The following is a 15,273-nucleotide window of genomic DNA, read 5'->3' on the forward strand; positions in this document are numbered from 1 at the left end:
GGTAAAAAATGCAGAACAAATACAACGGACTTATAAATATATACAAGGAGCAGGGCTTTACTTCAAATGATGTAGTGGCTAAGCTCCGCGGAATCCTTAAGCAGAAAAAGATCGGCCACACCGGGACTCTTGATCCTGATGCTGTAGGAGTTTTGGTTGTATGCCTGGGAACAGGGACCAAACTGGTCGAGATGCTCACAGACCACGACAAAGAGTATATTGCCGTGTGCAGACTTGGCGTTACCACAGATACTCAGGATATGTCCGGTCAGGTCCTTGAGACAAATGAAGTAAATGTCACTAGGGAAGAACTTCACGAGGCAGTAAAGGCTTTTGTTGGTGATTACGACCAGATTCCGCCTATGTTTTCCGCAATCAAGCAGAATGGGAAAAAGCTCTATGAGCTTGCGAGGGTAGGCATAGAAGTCGAGAGGAAAGCCCGTAAGATTCACATAGATGCCATTACTATTTTAGATGATTCACTACTTGCGTCCGACCACATTTTTACCATGGAGATCAAATGCTCCAAGGGAACCTATATCAGAACCCTTTGCCATGACATCGGCCAGAGGCTGGGATGTGGCGCAGCGATGCAGCATCTTACAAGAACCCGTGTGGGAGCATTTTCGCTGGACAGTGCAGTTACTCTGTCGCAGGTGGAAGAGCTCAGGGATGCAGGAACTTTAGGAGACATAATTAAATCGCCTGAGTATATTTTCAGGGACCTTGATAAGATCCATGTAAAAGACGCTGCAAGAAAGCTTTTGGAAAACGGAAACAGCTTCAGAAAGGACAACGTCCTCAATGAAGATCCCACCGGCGTTAATGACACTGAATACGAAAAAGAGATGTTTAAGGATGGCAACTCTTTCAGGGTTTATTCTGAGGACGATACCTTCTTTGGCATCTACACATACAATGAAAGAACAAGACTTTTTAACGTGGACAAGTTCTTTTACGAAGCATAATCGAAAGATCATAAGATGGAAATAATTACCGGAACAACCAAGTTTCATATAGACGAGAAAAGTGCCGTGGCTATCGGTAAATTCGACGGAATACACGTGGGTCACAAAAAGCTCCTCAAGTACATTTTGGAGCAGAAAAAAGACGGCTTAAAGAGCGTAGTCTTTACCTTTGATCCATCGCCGGAAGAATTCTTTACCGGGCACAAGGTGCGCCAGCTCTACACCAGGCAGGAAAAGAGAAGAGAGTTTAAAAAGCTGGGGATCGACGTGCTTATTGAGTTTCCTCTTACGGAAACTACAGCAGCTACAGATCCGGAAGACTTTGTAAGAAGGATCCTTGTCGGTCAGCTCTCTGCGGACTACATTGCAGCCGGAACCGATGTGACCTTCGGAGCCGGAGGAAGAGGAGATCAGTACCTATTAAAGAGTCTGGCGGGAGAACTTCTTTACGAGCTTGAACTTATCGATAAGGTAAGGCTTGACGGCGCAGAGGTCAGCTCCACAAGGATCAGGAATGAAGTAGCCGACGGCAACATGGCCATGGCAGAAAGACTCCTTGGCAGTTACTACAGTGTCTGCGGAATTGTCGAGCATGGAAGACATATCGGTCATACGATCGGGATTCCCACAGTCAACATCATTCCGCCTGAAGATAAGCTCCTTCCTCCCTACGGAGTCTATTCCAGCAAGGTTCACCTCGGCGGTAAGGTGTACGACGGAATGACCAATATAGGCAGAAAGCCCACTATATCCGAGCAGGAAAAGGTAGGAGTTGAGACCTACATCTACGACTTTGACGGTGATGCTTACGGGGAGTTTATTGAGGTTGAACTACTGAGATTCGTAAGACCCGAGATGAAGTTTGACAACCTTGATATGCTTAAGGCTCAGATACAGAGTGATCTGGAGAATGCCAGAGCATAAACTGCATGAGTAAAGATAATACTTTACACAAATGACTTTGTGTGATAGTATAAATTGGTTGCAGCTTCATTTCCTGCAACAGTAACAGAAACGACCTTTACTAACGGTCATGGACACTCCAACCGGGCCTTGGTAACAGGCGCATTTCAGGATTAAAGATTTAAAAGGAGAAAAGAAAATGATCACAAAAGAGAAGAAAACTGAAGTTATCAACAAGTTTGCCAGAAAGGCCGGCGACACAGGATCACCTGAGGTTCAGGTAGCTATCCTTACAGAGAGAATTCAGGAGCTCAACGAGCACCTTCAGAAGAACCCTAAGGATCACCACTCAAGAAGAGGTCTTCTTAAGATGGTTGGTCAGAGACGTAGCCTTCTTGGATACCTCAAGAAGAAGGACATCGAAGCTTATCGTAAGCTCATCGCTGATCTTGGTCTCAGAAAGTAATTTTTGAAAGCAAAGGCGGGATAAGGCTGATTAACGTCGGCTTATTCCGCTTTTCTACGTTTATGAGAATTTGCGCTTTTTATGCGCTTTTCTATAGAAGAGTAAACATGTTTTAATGCACACGCACCCGAAGTAGTGCCGGGATTTTGGCACTGGATGAGGGAAGGCGGATGAGCAGAAGGAGAAAAAATGGTAAAAACTTATTCAATGGAACTGGCTGGTCGTACACTTAAGGTTGAGATTGGCAAGGTAGGAAAACAGGCAAACGGATGTGCTTTCATGCAGTATGGAGATACAACAGTTCTCTGCACAGCTACAGCATCAGCTAAGCCAAGAGACGGAATTGATTTCTTCCCACTTTCAGTAGAGTATGGTGAGAAGTTCTACGCAGTTGGTAAATTCCCCGGCGGATACAACAAGAGAGAGGGTAAGCCATCTGAGAACGCTATCCTTACAAGCCGTGTAATCGATCGTCCTATGAGACCTCTTTTCCCTAAGGACTATCGTAACGACGTTACAATCGAGACTATGGTTATGTCAGTAGATCCCCAGTGCAGACCTGAGCTGGTTGCTATGCTGGGCGCATCTGTTTCAGTTTCTATTTCAGATATCCCATTTGATGGCCCTTGCGCTATGACACAGATGGGTATGATCGACGGCGAGCTTATCGTTAACCCTACTCAGGAGCAGTGGAACACCGGTGACCTCAAGCTTACAGTAGCATCTGTAGGACAGAAGGTTATCATGATCGAGGCCGGTGCTAACGAAATCCCTGAGGAGAAGATGAAGGAAGCTATCTACAAGGCTCATGATGTGAACCTTCAGCTTATTGAATTCTTCAAGGGCATCGTAGCTGAGGTTGGTAAGCCTAAGCATGAGTACACAAGCTGTGCTGTTCCTGAAGAGCTCTTTGCTGCAATCAAGGAAGTTGTTCCTCCGGAGGAGATGGAGAAGGCAGTCTTCACAGATGACAAGCAGACAAGAGAAGGCAACATTGCAGAGATCACAGACAGACTTACAGAGAAGTTTGCAGACAACGAAGAGTGGCTTGCAATCCTCGGTGAGGCTATCTACCAGTATGAGAAGAAGACCGTTCGTAAGATGATCCTTAAGGATCACAAGAGACCTGACGGACGTGAGATCAAGCAGATCAGACCTCTTGCAGCAGAAGTTGACCTCATCCCAAGAGTACACGGAAGTGCTATGTTCACTCGTGGACAGACACAGATCTGTGACGTTGTAACTCTTGCACCTCTTTCAGAGGCTCAGAAGGTTGAAGGTCTTGATGCATTTGCTGCAGACAAGAGATATGTACATCAGTACAACTTCCCTGCTTATTCAGTAGGTGAGACAAAGGTTTCAAGAGGACCCGGACGTAGAGAGATCGGTCACGGTGCACTTGCAGAGAGAGCACTTCTTCCTGTTCTTCCAAGCGTTGAGGAGTTCCCTTATGCAATCCGTGCAGTATCAGAGACATTTGAGTCAAACGGATCAACATCAATGGCTTCAACATGTGCTTCCTGCATGTCACTTATGGCTGCCGGTGTTCCAATTAAGAAGATGGTTGCAGGTATTTCCTGCGGTCTTGTAACAGGCGATACAGATGACGATTTTGTAGTTCTTACTGATATCCAGGGTCTTGAGGACTTCTTCGGAGACATGGACTTCAAGGTAACAGGAACAAAAGACGGTATCACAGCTATCCAGATGGATATCAAGATCCACGGTCTTACAAAGCCTATCGTTGAGACAGCTATCGCACAGTGCCGTGAGGCAAGATTCTTCATCATGGATGAGTGCATGAGCAAGGCTATTGCTGCTCCTCGTCCTGAAGTATCTGAGTATGCTCCTAAGATCGTTTCTCTCCAGATCGATCCTGAGAAGATTGGTGATGTTGTTGGACAGAGAGGAAAGACAATCAACGAGATCATTGCAAGAACAGGCGTTAAGATCGACATCACAGATGACGGTAAGGTTTCTGTATGCGGTGAAGATAAGGCTATGATCGAGAAGGCTGTAGAAATGGTTAAGACTATCGTTACAGACTTCGAGAAAGGTCAGGTATTCACAGGTAAGGTTGTAAGCATCAAGGAGTTCGGCGCATTCGTAGAGTTTGCTCCCGGCAAGGAAGGAATGGTTCACATCAGCAAGATCTCCAAGGAGAGAATCGAGCACGTTGAGGACGTTCTCACACTTGGCGACACTGTTAAGGTTGTATGCCTTGGCAAGGATAAAATGGGCAGAATCAGCTTCTCAATTAAAGACTGTGCCCAGTAATTTACTGTATTGACATAATACGGGGCTGCTGAAATCTATGTTTGTCTTCTTGGCACGCTTGCGCTGGTGATATCTGGCAACGGTACTAAGCACCTAAAGGACAGGTGCTTAGTACCGGCCGATATCAACCACCTGCGGCGACAAACATAGATTTCGCAGCCCCTCGTTTTAGGTAATAAGGATATTAAAATGGGTAATTCTAAAGATACGATTAATGAGATAAATAAGCGACGTACATTCGCAATAATTTCGCATCCTGACGCAGGTAAGACTACACTTACAGAGAAGTTTTTGCTTTATGGTGGTGCCATCAATATGGCCGGATCTGTAAAGGGTAAGGCAACAGCAAGACATGCGGTTTCTGACTGGATGGAGATTGAGAAGCAGAGAGGTATTTCTGTAACATCATCAGTACTTCAGTTTAATTTCGAAGGGTGCTGTATCAATATCCTTGATACCCCCGGACACCAGGATTTCTCTGAGGATACCTACAGAACACTGATGGCTGCAGATTCAGCAGTCATGGTAATAGATGCAAGTAAGGGTGTTGAGGCCCAGACAAGAAAGCTCTTTAAAGTCTGTGCCATGAGTCATATTCCGATCTTTACCTTTATCAACAAGCTGGACAGAGATGCAATGGATACCTTTGATCTTCTTGATGATATCGAGAATAACCTCGGTATTGCCACATGTCCCATGAACTGGCCAATTGGTTCAGGTAAGAACTTTAAGGGAATCTATGACAGAAGAGAGAATCACATCGTAACCTTCTCTGAGACCCAGAAGGGTACCAAGGAGGGAAAAGAGACTATCATCGCAATGACAGATAAAGATGCCATTGACAAAGAAGTCGGTCAGGATGCTTTCAGCAAGCTTACCGATGATATCGAGCTCCTTGACGGAGCAGGTGCTGAGTACGATCTTGAGAAGGTAAGAGCGGGTGAACTTACACCTGTATTCTTTGGATCAGCTCTTCAGAATTTTGGCGTAGAGCTCTTTTTACATCACTTCCTTAAGATGGCTACACCACCGACAGGAAGAGTTTCAGCAGACGGCACGAAGATTGACCCTAAGGAGAGTGATTTCACAGCCTTTGTCTTCAAGATTCAGGCTAACATGAACAAGGCTCATAGAGACAGGGTTGCTTTCATGAGAATATGCTCAGGCAGATATGATGCAGACAAGGAAGTTAAGCATGTTCAGAGTGGCAAGGTTATGCGTCTTTCACAGCCTCAGCAGCTTATGGCTGATGAGCGTAAGATCCTCTCAGAGGCTTATGCGGGAGATATCATGGGCGTATTTGATCCGGGTATCTTCTCTATCGGAGATACAGTATGCATGCCTAAGGACAACGTGGTATATGAGGGAATCCCTACCTTTGCTCCCGAGCACTTTGCAAGAGTTCGCCAGGTTGATACCATGAAGCGTAAGCAGTTCGTAAAGGGTATCACACAGATAGCTCAGGAAGGTGCCATCCAGATCTTCCAGGAGTACAACACAGGTCTTGAAGAAATCATTGTTGGTGTTGTTGGTGTCTTGCAGTTTGATGTATTAAAGTTTAGACTTGAGAGTGAGTATAATGTTGAGATCATCCTTGAGAGCCTTCCATACGAGTACATCAGATGGGTGGACAACGAGGATGTAGATATGTCTTCACTTGTTGGAACTTCCGACATGAAGAAGATCAAGGATATGCACGACAGACCACTTCTTCTGTTTATCAACGAGTGGAGTGTCGGTATGACAATGGAGAGAAACAAGGGACTTATTCTTTCCGAGTTCAAGAAAAACTAAGATTTTACTCTGGAGGGGCGCTTTTGAAAAAAGCTGTCATGACAATTAAAAGGGGCATTGCTCTTGTGCTGGTGACGGCAACCTGCGCATTATCTCTGACCGGATGTGAATATGAGAGTTTTGATGACTATCTTAAGGCTCTTGGAATCAAGGATCCGATGGAGTATAGCGATGACATCTTTGAAGCTGCCAGTGTAGAGGATATCTATGTGGCAGAAGAAGATGTTCCGGCGCAGGAAGTTGAGCAGGCGGCAGAAGAGATTTCTTTTGACATAGGAACGCTGGAGAGCTCAGAGCCGGAAGAAGATGCTGCGGCGCTTGAGTTTAGCACAAGCGAGCCGGCAGATATTGCTCTTGAAGCAAAGTACAAGAACGCATCCGAGGCAGATATTGACGAGGACATGAAGGCTGCAAGAGTTGCCATCGGTCTTACGGATGACGGAATTGCCAAGCTCAAGAAGCAGCAGGAAGGTCTTTATGCCTATGAGCATCTCACGGATGCAGGCAAGACCCTCTACGTAGAGATCCTTGCGACTCTCAATTCTCTGTCAAAAGACATAATAGTATCCACCACAAGTGATGATGCGATAGAGATGGTCTTTGACTATGTCATGGCTGATCACCCGGAGATTTTCTACGTAGATGGCTATCAGTACACCAATTATTCGGTTGGTGATACTATAACCAAGATTTCTTTTACCGGTAATTATCTGTATGATGCCACAGAGGTAGCGAAGAGGCAGGCCAAGATCAATGAAGCAGTTCATGCATGTCTTGCCAATGCACCGGCTTCAGAGGATGATTACTACATCATCAAGTATATCTACGAGTATCTGATCGCCAACACCGATTATGATATCGGTGCTGCGGACAATCAGAATATCTGCTCGGTATTTATTAACGGAAAGAGTGTATGCAACGGCTATGCCAAGGCTGCCCAGTACCTGCTTAACAAGATGGGAGTCAGCTGTACACTTGTCACCGGAACAGTTAATACCAAGAACGGAAAAGACATAAGACATGCTTGGAACCTTGTTCTTTGCAACAACACTTATTACTACCTGGATGTGACATGGGGAGATGCTTCCTATCAGACGGTTTCAGGTGAAAGTGCGGATGCAACCAAGCTCCCGGATGTTAATTATGACTATCTCAATGTAACGACTGCCGAGCTTCTCAGAAATCACACTATCTCAGATATTATTCGCATGCCAGTATGCAACAGCATGTCTGACAATTACTATGTCAGAGAGGATGAGTACTTCACATCAGCTGAGCTTGTACTGGTCGGAGATCTCTTTGACCGCAGATACAAGGACGACAGCAGGAATGTGACCATAAAGTGTGCGTCGGATGAGATTTATGATGCGCTCTTTGAGGAGCTTATCACTAACAGAAAAGTGTTTGAATACCTTCAGGGAGATACTTCACAGGTATCATATACCACTTTTGAAGATACCAGAACTATTATATTTTGGCTCTGACCCATGTTTTGGATATTTATGATATAATGAGTGATAAAGGTATTTAAAGTTATAATAAAGCATGCTTGTTTTATCGCAAGTAAATGAGAGGAACTGAAATGGGAAAAGAAATTGCAGAAGTAGGATCAGTTAAGATCGCAGATGATGTTGTGGCCAGAATTGCAGCACTTGCAGCCCTTGAGGTTGATGGTGTTTCAGCTATGGCCGGTAATTATACAAGTGAGAATTTAGAGAAAGTCAGCAGAAAGAACCTTTCAAAAGGGGCCAAGGTCATCGTTGGATCAAGCGACGTGAAGGTTGATCTTGCACTTATGATGTCTTACGGTTTCAATATTCCTGCAACATGTCAGCAGGCACAGACCCGTGTTAAGGCCTCTGTTGAGAATATGACAGGACTTGAAGTAACAGATGTCAACATCAGGATTGCCGGCATCACAATGCCCAAGGCATAAGAAGGACAAATAATGATGAATAGAACAGAACTAAGAGAGCAGGTTTTTGAACTGCTCTTTCGTGTTGAATTCAACTCAATGGAAGATATGTCAGAGCAGGAGGAACTCTTTACCCAGACCTCTGATAAGGAAATAAGTACTAAGGACGCTGATTATATCAGGGATAAGTACGAGAAGATCGCTGAGAAGCTTCCGGAGATTGATGAGGCAATAAATAAAGAGACAACCGGATGGAACACATCAAGAATTGGCAAGGTAGATCTTGCCATCATCAGACTTGCTATCTATGAGATCAAGTATGATGATTCGGTACCTACCGGTGTCGCAATTAACGAAGCTGTTGAGCTGGCCAAGAAATACGGTCAGGATGGCTCACCTGCCTTCGTAAACGGAGTGTTAGCTAAATTTGCGCAGTGAATATACAGTCACACAGGTTAATACATACATAAAAAATATGTTTACACAGGACTTTCTCCTAAAGAGCCTTACGGTCAAGGGAGAGGTCAGTAACTGTAAGTACCATTCATCCGGTCACATATATTTCACTATCAAGGATAATGGTGCTGCTTTAGCCTGCGTGATGTTTTCCTCTGACAGACTAAGAGGTCTATCCTTTGAGATGAAGGAAGGCCAGCAGGTCAAGGTCTCAGGTTCGATAAGTGTATATGAAAGAGATGGTAAATACCAGCTTTATGCAAGGAAAATAGAACTTGACGGAGCTGGAGTTCTTTATGAGAGATATGAAGAGCTAAAGAAGAGACTACAGGAATCCGGTATGTTTGCATCTGAATACAAGCAGCCGATTCCAAAGTACATACGAACTCTCGGTGTTGTGACGGCACCAACAGGGGCTGCTGTGCGCGATATCATCAATGTCGCCACCAGACGTAACCCGCATATCCAGATCATTCTTTATCCTGCCATAGTACAAGGCGAAAAGGCCGCCGAGAGCATAGTAAAGGGCATTCAGACTTTGTCCTGCTCAGAGGCTGATGTCATCATCGTCGGACGTGGCGGAGGTTCTATAGAAGATTTATGGGCATTTAATGAAGAGATTGTCGCTCAGGCAATTTTCGACTGCCCCGTTCCGATCATTTCAGCAGTTGGACATGAAACAGATACTACAATCGCAGACTTTGTCTCTGACAGAAGAGCACCTACGCCTTCCGCAGCAGCAGAGATCGCGGTATTTGAATACGACAGATTCCTTCAGGATCTTGAGGATTACAGGAATACTCTTTTGGCGAGAATGGACAGAAAGCTTGGGCTATTGTCTATCGAGGAAAAGAGATTGTCTCAGGCTCTTAAGCACCTGAGCCCCATGGGCAAGATCAGGGATAAGCTACTTAGGATGGACCAGTATCAGGATTCTCTTAAGATGCTTATGGAAAAGAGACTTAAGGCTGCAAGGCACGAACTGGAAGTGGATATAGAGAGACTCAAAGGTCTTTCACCACTTGACAGACTTAAGACCGGCTACTCCTATGTCGCTGATGATAAGGGGAAAAATGTTCGCAGCACATCGGATGTTGAGATAGGGGATGAACTATCTGTCTATGTAAGTGACGGCCTTATAAAGACAAGCGTCACAGGGACCGGTACGGTGGGATTTTTATCAGGCCGGGAGGACTAATGAGAAAAGGAGCCGCTTATGGCAGCTAAGAAAAAAGAAGAAAACATGACAATCGAGGAAGCATTTGCTGCGATTGACGAGAAGATAAAGGCGCTGGAGAATGAGGATATTTCTCTGGAGGATTCCTTTGCGCAGTACAAGGAAGGAATGGAGCTGCTGAAGTTCTGCCACGAATCCATTGAGAGCGTAGAGCAGAAGGTTAAACAGATCGCCGATGACGGCAGCTTGGAGGATTTTGAGTAATGAGCAGTGTTTCCATTGAGGATGAACTCTTAAAGAGAGCAGCCTATTTTGATGATATACTTGGGAAGTCACTTCCTGCAGAGGAAGGATATGCCTCTACTGTTATAGAGGCCATGAATTACAGCCTTCTGGCAGGAGGAAAGAGACTTCGCCCTGTGATGATGCTTGAAACTTTTAAGCTCTTTGCGGGACAGGATGCTGATGATTCCACCCTAAGACCGTTTATGCTGGCCATGGAGATGATACACACCTATTCCCTTGTGCATGATGATCTCCCTGCCATGGACAATGACGAATACAGAAGAGGCAGAAAGACTACTCATGTGGTCTACGGCCCTGGAATGGCAACTCTTGCAGGAGACGGACTGCTGAACCTTGCATTTGAGACGGCAATTAAGGGCGCTGTCTCAGGAAAAGAGCTTGTCTACTATGACGGTGATACTTCAAACCGCTATCTTGCAGCACTAGAGGTCCTGGGAAGAAAAGCCGGCATCTATGGCATGGTTGGCGGTCAGTGCGCGGATATCTGTGCAGAGAATAACCATGATTATGACGATGAGACAGCTAAGGCTGTGCTTCATTATATAGACGAGAACAAGACAGGAGCTCTCATTGAAAGCAGCCTTATGATAGGTGCAATACTCGGCGGAGCATCAGCCGAGCAGGTTAAGAAAGTTGAGAAGATGGGCAGCAACGTGGGAATAGCTTTCCAGATTCAGGACGACATTCTTGACATTGAAGGTGATGCCAAAGAACTCGGTAAGCCCATAGGTTCTGATATTAAGAATGAAAAGACTACCTATGTCAGCCTTTATGGCATGGAAGAAGCGAGGAAGAAGGTAAAAGAGCTTTCTGATGAGGCTACAGAGATACTAAGGGAATTTGGACAAAAGGACACATTCCTCGAAGGACTCTTTGAATATCTTATTTACAGAAAGAAATAACACGCAGTAATTGGAGTTAATTATGCTTCTTGATCAGATAAATAAGACTGGCGATATAAAGGGTATTGCCCGAGAGGATTACCCTGAACTCGCCCAGGAAATAAGACAGTTTCTCATAGACAAGATTTCAAAGACAGGCGGACATCTCGCCTCTAATCTTGGTGCAGTTGAGCTTACCATGGCTCTTCATATCGCACTGGATCTGCCTGATGATAAGATCATATGGGACGTAGGCCATCAGTCCTACACTCATAAGCTTTTGACCGGAAGGAAAGAGGGCTTTGATACTCTGCGCCAATACGGAGGCATGAGCGGATTTCCAAAGAGATGTGAGTCCGATGCTGACTGTTTTGACACAGGACACAGCTCCACATCTATATCAGCAGGTCTTGGAATGGTCAAGGCAAGAGATCTTAAGGGTGAGGATTATGCTGTAGTATCAGTGATAGGTGACGGATCCTTAACCGGAGGACTTGCTTATGAAGCCCTGAACAACGCTTCAAGGCTTGAGACCAACTATATAATTATCTTAAATGACAATGAGATGTCGATCTCCGAGAGCGTCGGAGGAATGGGCAAATACCTCAATAACGTCCGTACAGCACAAGGGTACCTTAACCTGAAAGAAGATGTGTATGCGCAGCTTCGTACCAGCACCAAGGTCGTAGATTCCATCAGAAGAGCCAAGAACTCTTTTAAACAGCTCTTCGTGCCCGGCATGGTATTTGAGAACCTCGGCATAACATACCTTGGACCTGTAAATGGACATGATACTGCAGGCCTTGTGCGTGCCATCAAGGAAGCCAGAAAGGTCAAGAAGGCCGTTATGATCCATGTGGTGACCAAGAAGGGTAAGGGGTATGAACCTGCTGAGAAGCACCCGGCAAGGTTCCATGGAACAGAGCCTTTCATCGTGGAGAACGGACTTCCAAGAAATCCAAGGACCACTGCCAACTACCAGGATATCTTTTCAACGGTAATGTGCAAGCTCGGTGCCAGGGATGATAAGGTTGTGGCTATTACAGCAGCCATGGCTGACGGTACGGGACTTAAGAGATTCAGAAATATCTATCCCGACAGATTTGTTGATGCGGGAATTGCAGAAGAACACGCAGTTACTTACGCGGCCGGACTTGCTCTCGGAGGCTACAAGCCGGTATTTGCGGTTTATTCATCATTCCTTCAGAGGGCTTACGATCAGATACTTGAGGATGTATGCCTTCAGAATCTTCCTGTAGTCTTTGCGATAGACAGGGCGGGACTGGTTGGAAGTGACGGCGAGACACATCAGGGAATATTTGATCTCTCCTACATGTCATCCATGCCCAATATGCATGTGCTGGCGCCCAAGAATAAATGGGAACTCTCGGATATGCTGAAGTTCGCTGTCAGCTTAAACGCGCCGGTCGCAGTCAGATACCCAAGAGGCAATGCCTACGCCGGACTTGAGGACTTCAGGGCACCTATAGAGATGGGCAAGTGTGAGCCTATCTATGAAGAAAAAGACATCTGCCTTTTAGCGGTGGGAAGTATGGTCAGGATTGCTGAAGAGGTAAGGACAATATTGAAGGACAAGGGTTACAAGTGCTCATTGGTAAATGCGAGATTTGTTAAGCCTATTGATACGGATTACATTCACAGGGCAGCAGCTACCCACAGACTCTTTGTAACAATGGAAGAGAATGTGGCCTCAGGTGGATACGGTGAGAAGGTCAGGAGCTATATCGATGAAAAGAGACTTGATGCAAATGTCCTTTCCATAGCTATACCTGATCAGTTTGTAACCCATGGAAGCGTTGATAAGCTCCTTAAGGAACTTAGAATGGATGCTCAGTCCGTGGCGGATAGAATAGTAGAGGAAGTACAAAGGTAACGAATTTATGGCAAAAGATAAAGAGCGTCTTGACGTTCTTCTGGTAAACAGAGGCCTTGCGCCCTCGCGTGAAAAGGCTAAGGCTCTTATAATGGCCGGCGATGTCTTCGTCAATGGCCAGAGAGAGGATAAGCCCGGAACCACCTTTGAGGAGGCCAGGATAACATCACTCGAAGTTAAGGGTGCTCAGCTGCCTTATGTCAGCAGAGGAGGACTTAAGCTTGAGAAGGCGGTCAAGAATTTCGGGTTCTCGCTTGAAGGCAAGGTGTGCATGGATATTGGCGCATCCACCGGTGGCTTTACAGACTGCATGCTACAGAATGGAGCAGCCAAGGTTTATTCCGTTGACGTGGGACACGGTCAGCTGGACTGGAAGCTTAGAAGCGATGACAGAGTGGTCTGCATGGAAAAGACCAACTTCAGATACATGGTCAGGGATGACATAGATGACGATCTGGATTTTGCATCCTGCGATGTGTCTTTTATCTCACTGACCAAGATCCTGCTTCCTGCAAGAAGACTACTAAAAGACGGAGCAGAGATGGTGTGCCTGATAAAACCCCAGTTTGAAGCCGGAAAAGAGAAGGTCGGCAAAAAGGGCGTTGTAAGGGATCCGGAGGTTCACTCCGAAGTCGTACACAGAATATTTGATTTTATGGGGATTGCGGGCTTTGAAGTTCTTCATCTGGACTTCTCGCCTATAAAAGGGCCTGAGGGCAATATAGAGTATCTGATCCATATCCGCAAGGATGCTTCGAGAAATGCTGAGGTTGAGGGGCTTTCCGAGGCAGACGGAGAAAAGAAACTTGCAGAGATTCAGGCAGATAAGAGCGGTATTTCTTTTGAAGAAGAGAACAATAAGCTCATAGAGGATGCGGTATTAAGGGCAGCAGCAGAGCTTAAGTAGGGGGCTGGCTATGGACAAGTTTTGCATTGTTACTAACAGGGTCAAGGATAAGGACTTAAAGGTTACAAACCACATTAAGAATTATTTGGAAAAACGTGGCAAGACGGTTGTTATCGCGTCGGAGAAAAGCGAGGAGGATGATCCTCTTTTTATCACAAGAAAGCATCTGAGCATCATACCTGAGGATACGGACCTTGTGATCGTTCTCGGTGGTGACGGTACCATGCTACAGGCAGCAAGAAGCGTTGCCTATCAGGATATTCCGCTTGTGGGCGTTAACATGGGAACAATGGGATATCTGGCTGAGGTTGAGGAAGCCGGAGTAGATGACGCTCTTGATCGCATACTTAAGGGGTGGTATGAGATTGAAGACAGGATGATGCTGCGAGGCGCGCTTGAAGGCAAAAAGGACTATTCCCTCAATGACATCATTGTTACAAGATACCAGGGAATCGCAACGATCGGTTACAACATTTTTGTAAATGATCAGTTCCTGTGCAGTTACTATGCAGACGGACTTGTGGTATCTACACCTACAGGTTCCACCGGATATAATATGTCGGCAGGTGGTCCCATTATTGAGCCTTCCGCAAATATGATCCTGGTAACCCCGATTTGTCCGCATACGCTCAATTCCAGGAGCCTTGTCTTTTCCCCGAATACAAAGATTGACGTTGAACTGCTTCCCGGAAGAGACGGAAATCCTATGACAGCCATCAGCAGTTTTGATGGCAGCGGAACTCTCCTTATGCACACAGGAGATAAGATTGAGATTAAGATGTCCAAGAAAACTACTAAGATCCTAAGGCTTAACAAAGTAAGTTTCCTTGACGTCATAAGTAAGAAATTTGAGAAATAAGAAAGGAGTTTGTCATGAAGAAGAACAGACATGACAAGATTATCGAGCTCATTAACAACTATGAAGTAGAGACACAGGAGCAGCTTGCATCACTTCTTAAAGATGCGGGCTATGATGTGACTCAGGCTACGGTTTCCAGGGACATCAGACAGATGAAGCTCACCAAGCAGGTGACACCTGACGGAAGACAAAAGTATGTGTATACCACAGCTGATCCTGAAGTTATGCATGATAAATATGTCAGCGTAATTAAGGCCGGCTATGTGAATATGGACGTTGCAGGAAATCTTCTTGTTATCAGGACGGTTTCAGGTATGGCCATGGCGGTTGCAGCAGCAATAGATGCTCTTGATATGCCTGAGATCATCGGCTGCATTGCAGGTGATGATACAATCTTTGTGGCAATGAAGTCCGAAGAGATAGCCAAAGAGTTAATGGATAAGTATAAGGGCTTTTTAAACAGAGGATAA

Annotated in this window: 15 protein-coding genes; all 15 read left to right on the forward strand. The window is 45.5% G+C overall.

Annotated features, from left to right (window positions below):
- Window positions 1-8 precede the first annotated feature (8 nt).
- The 15 genes from truB to argR all read left to right on the forward strand — a co-directional run bounded on the left by truB (window position 9) and on the right by argR (window position 15,273).
- Window positions 9-968, forward strand: coding sequence for a tRNA pseudouridine(55) synthase TruB (truB, locus tag G632_RS0107305; RefSeq protein WP_022768365.1), 960 nt, complete (start codon window positions 9-11; stop codon window positions 966-968).
- A 15-nt stretch (window positions 969-983) separates the two neighbouring features.
- Entirely contained in the window at window positions 984-1,892 is a 909-nt protein-coding gene (locus G632_RS0107310; protein ID WP_022768366.1) for a bifunctional riboflavin kinase/FAD synthetase, read from the forward strand.
- A 178-nt stretch (window positions 1,893-2,070) separates the two neighbouring features.
- Window positions 2,071-2,337: a 30S ribosomal protein S15 gene (rpsO, locus tag G632_RS0107315; RefSeq protein ID WP_022764670.1), complete on the forward strand. Its 267-nt coding sequence runs from the start codon at window positions 2,071-2,073 to the stop codon at window positions 2,335-2,337.
- 189 nt (window positions 2,338-2,526) lie between these two features.
- Window positions 2,527-4,614: a polyribonucleotide nucleotidyltransferase gene (locus G632_RS0107320; protein ID WP_022768367.1), complete on the forward strand. Its 2,088-nt coding sequence runs from the start codon at window positions 2,527-2,529 to the stop codon at window positions 4,612-4,614.
- A gap of 189 nt (window positions 4,615-4,803) precedes the next feature.
- Window positions 4,804-6,408 (forward strand): peptide chain release factor 3, encoded by a 1,605-nt coding sequence (locus G632_RS0107325; RefSeq protein WP_022768368.1) that lies wholly within the window; start codon window positions 4,804-4,806, stop codon window positions 6,406-6,408.
- A gap of 23 nt (window positions 6,409-6,431) precedes the next feature.
- Window positions 6,432-7,892: a transglutaminase domain-containing protein gene (locus G632_RS21070; RefSeq protein ID WP_022768369.1), complete on the forward strand. Its 1,461-nt coding sequence runs from the start codon at window positions 6,432-6,434 to the stop codon at window positions 7,890-7,892.
- A gap of 98 nt (window positions 7,893-7,990) precedes the next feature.
- On the forward strand, window positions 7,991-8,344 hold the full coding sequence (locus G632_RS0107335; protein ID WP_022768370.1) for an Asp23/Gls24 family envelope stress response protein: 354 nt from the start codon (window positions 7,991-7,993) through the stop codon (window positions 8,342-8,344).
- A 15-nt stretch (window positions 8,345-8,359) separates the two neighbouring features.
- Complete coding sequence (gene nusB / locus G632_RS0107340; protein ID WP_026512451.1) at window positions 8,360-8,761, forward strand: transcription antitermination factor NusB; 402 nt, start codon at window positions 8,360-8,362, stop codon at window positions 8,759-8,761.
- On the forward strand, window positions 8,751-9,977 hold the full coding sequence (xseA, locus tag G632_RS19235) for an exodeoxyribonuclease VII large subunit (protein WP_022768372.1): 1,227 nt from the start codon (window positions 8,751-8,753) through the stop codon (window positions 9,975-9,977). Before nusB ends, xseA begins: the two co-directional genes overlap by 11 nt.
- Window positions 9,978-9,995: 18 nt before the next feature.
- Window positions 9,996-10,220, forward strand: a complete 225-nt coding sequence (gene xseB, locus G632_RS0107350) for an exodeoxyribonuclease VII small subunit (RefSeq protein WP_022768373.1) — start codon at window positions 9,996-9,998, stop codon at window positions 10,218-10,220.
- The gene (locus tag G632_RS0107355; RefSeq protein ID WP_022768374.1) at window positions 10,220-11,164 is read left to right on the forward strand and encodes a polyprenyl synthetase family protein; all 945 of its coding nucleotides are present in this window, start codon (window positions 10,220-10,222) and stop codon (window positions 11,162-11,164) included. The genes xseB and G632_RS0107355 overlap by 1 nt, the downstream gene beginning before the upstream one ends.
- A 22-nt stretch (window positions 11,165-11,186) precedes the next feature.
- A complete protein-coding gene (dxs, locus tag G632_RS0107360; RefSeq protein ID WP_022768375.1) occupies window positions 11,187-13,037 on the forward strand; it encodes a 1-deoxy-D-xylulose-5-phosphate synthase in 1,851 nt (616 codons plus the stop codon).
- Window positions 13,038-13,044: 7 nt separating this feature from the next.
- Window positions 13,045-13,944, forward strand: a complete 900-nt coding sequence (locus tag G632_RS0107365; RefSeq protein ID WP_022768376.1) for a TlyA family RNA methyltransferase — start codon at window positions 13,045-13,047, stop codon at window positions 13,942-13,944.
- A gap of 10 nt (window positions 13,945-13,954) precedes the next feature.
- Window positions 13,955-14,803 carry an NAD(+)/NADH kinase gene (locus G632_RS0107370; RefSeq protein ID WP_022768377.1) on the forward strand — a complete coding sequence of 283 codons (849 nt, stop codon included), beginning with the start codon at window positions 13,955-13,957 and terminating at the stop codon, window positions 14,801-14,803.
- A 14-nt stretch (window positions 14,804-14,817) separates the two neighbouring features.
- Window positions 14,818-15,273, forward strand: a complete 456-nt coding sequence (argR, locus tag G632_RS0107375) for an arginine repressor (protein WP_022768378.1) — start codon at window positions 14,818-14,820, stop codon at window positions 15,271-15,273.

Source organism: Butyrivibrio sp. NC2007, assembly GCF_000421405.1.
Taxonomy (GTDB): domain Bacteria; phylum Bacillota; class Clostridia; order Lachnospirales; family Lachnospiraceae; genus Butyrivibrio.

What these genes read in the sequence shown, in the direction of transcription:
- truB (WP_022768365.1), top strand. Translation starts at nt 9, where the DNA reads ATGCAGAACAAATACAACGGACTTATAAATATATACAAGGAGCAGGGC.
- G632_RS0107310 (WP_022768366.1), top strand. Translation starts at nt 984, where the DNA reads ATGGAAATAATTACCGGAACAACCAAGTTTCATATAGACGAGAAAAGT.
- rpsO (WP_022764670.1), top strand. Translation starts at nt 2,071, where the DNA reads ATGATCACAAAAGAGAAGAAAACTGAAGTTATCAACAAGTTTGCCAGA.
- G632_RS0107320 (WP_022768367.1), top strand. Translation starts at nt 2,527, where the DNA reads ATGGTAAAAACTTATTCAATGGAACTGGCTGGTCGTACACTTAAGGTT.
- G632_RS0107325 (WP_022768368.1), top strand. Translation starts at nt 4,804, where the DNA reads ATGGGTAATTCTAAAGATACGATTAATGAGATAAATAAGCGACGTACA.
- G632_RS0107335 (WP_022768370.1), top strand. Translation starts at nt 7,991, where the DNA reads ATGGGAAAAGAAATTGCAGAAGTAGGATCAGTTAAGATCGCAGATGAT.
- nusB (WP_026512451.1), top strand. Translation starts at nt 8,360, where the DNA reads ATGAATAGAACAGAACTAAGAGAGCAGGTTTTTGAACTGCTCTTTCGT.
- xseB (WP_022768373.1), top strand. Translation starts at nt 9,996, where the DNA reads ATGGCAGCTAAGAAAAAAGAAGAAAACATGACAATCGAGGAAGCATTT.
- G632_RS0107355 (WP_022768374.1), top strand. Translation starts at nt 10,220, where the DNA reads ATGAGCAGTGTTTCCATTGAGGATGAACTCTTAAAGAGAGCAGCCTAT.
- dxs (WP_022768375.1), top strand. Translation starts at nt 11,187, where the DNA reads ATGCTTCTTGATCAGATAAATAAGACTGGCGATATAAAGGGTATTGCC.
- G632_RS0107365 (WP_022768376.1), top strand. Translation starts at nt 13,045, where the DNA reads ATGGCAAAAGATAAAGAGCGTCTTGACGTTCTTCTGGTAAACAGAGGC.
- G632_RS0107370 (WP_022768377.1), top strand. Translation starts at nt 13,955, where the DNA reads ATGGACAAGTTTTGCATTGTTACTAACAGGGTCAAGGATAAGGACTTA.
- argR (WP_022768378.1), top strand. Translation starts at nt 14,818, where the DNA reads ATGAAGAAGAACAGACATGACAAGATTATCGAGCTCATTAACAACTAT.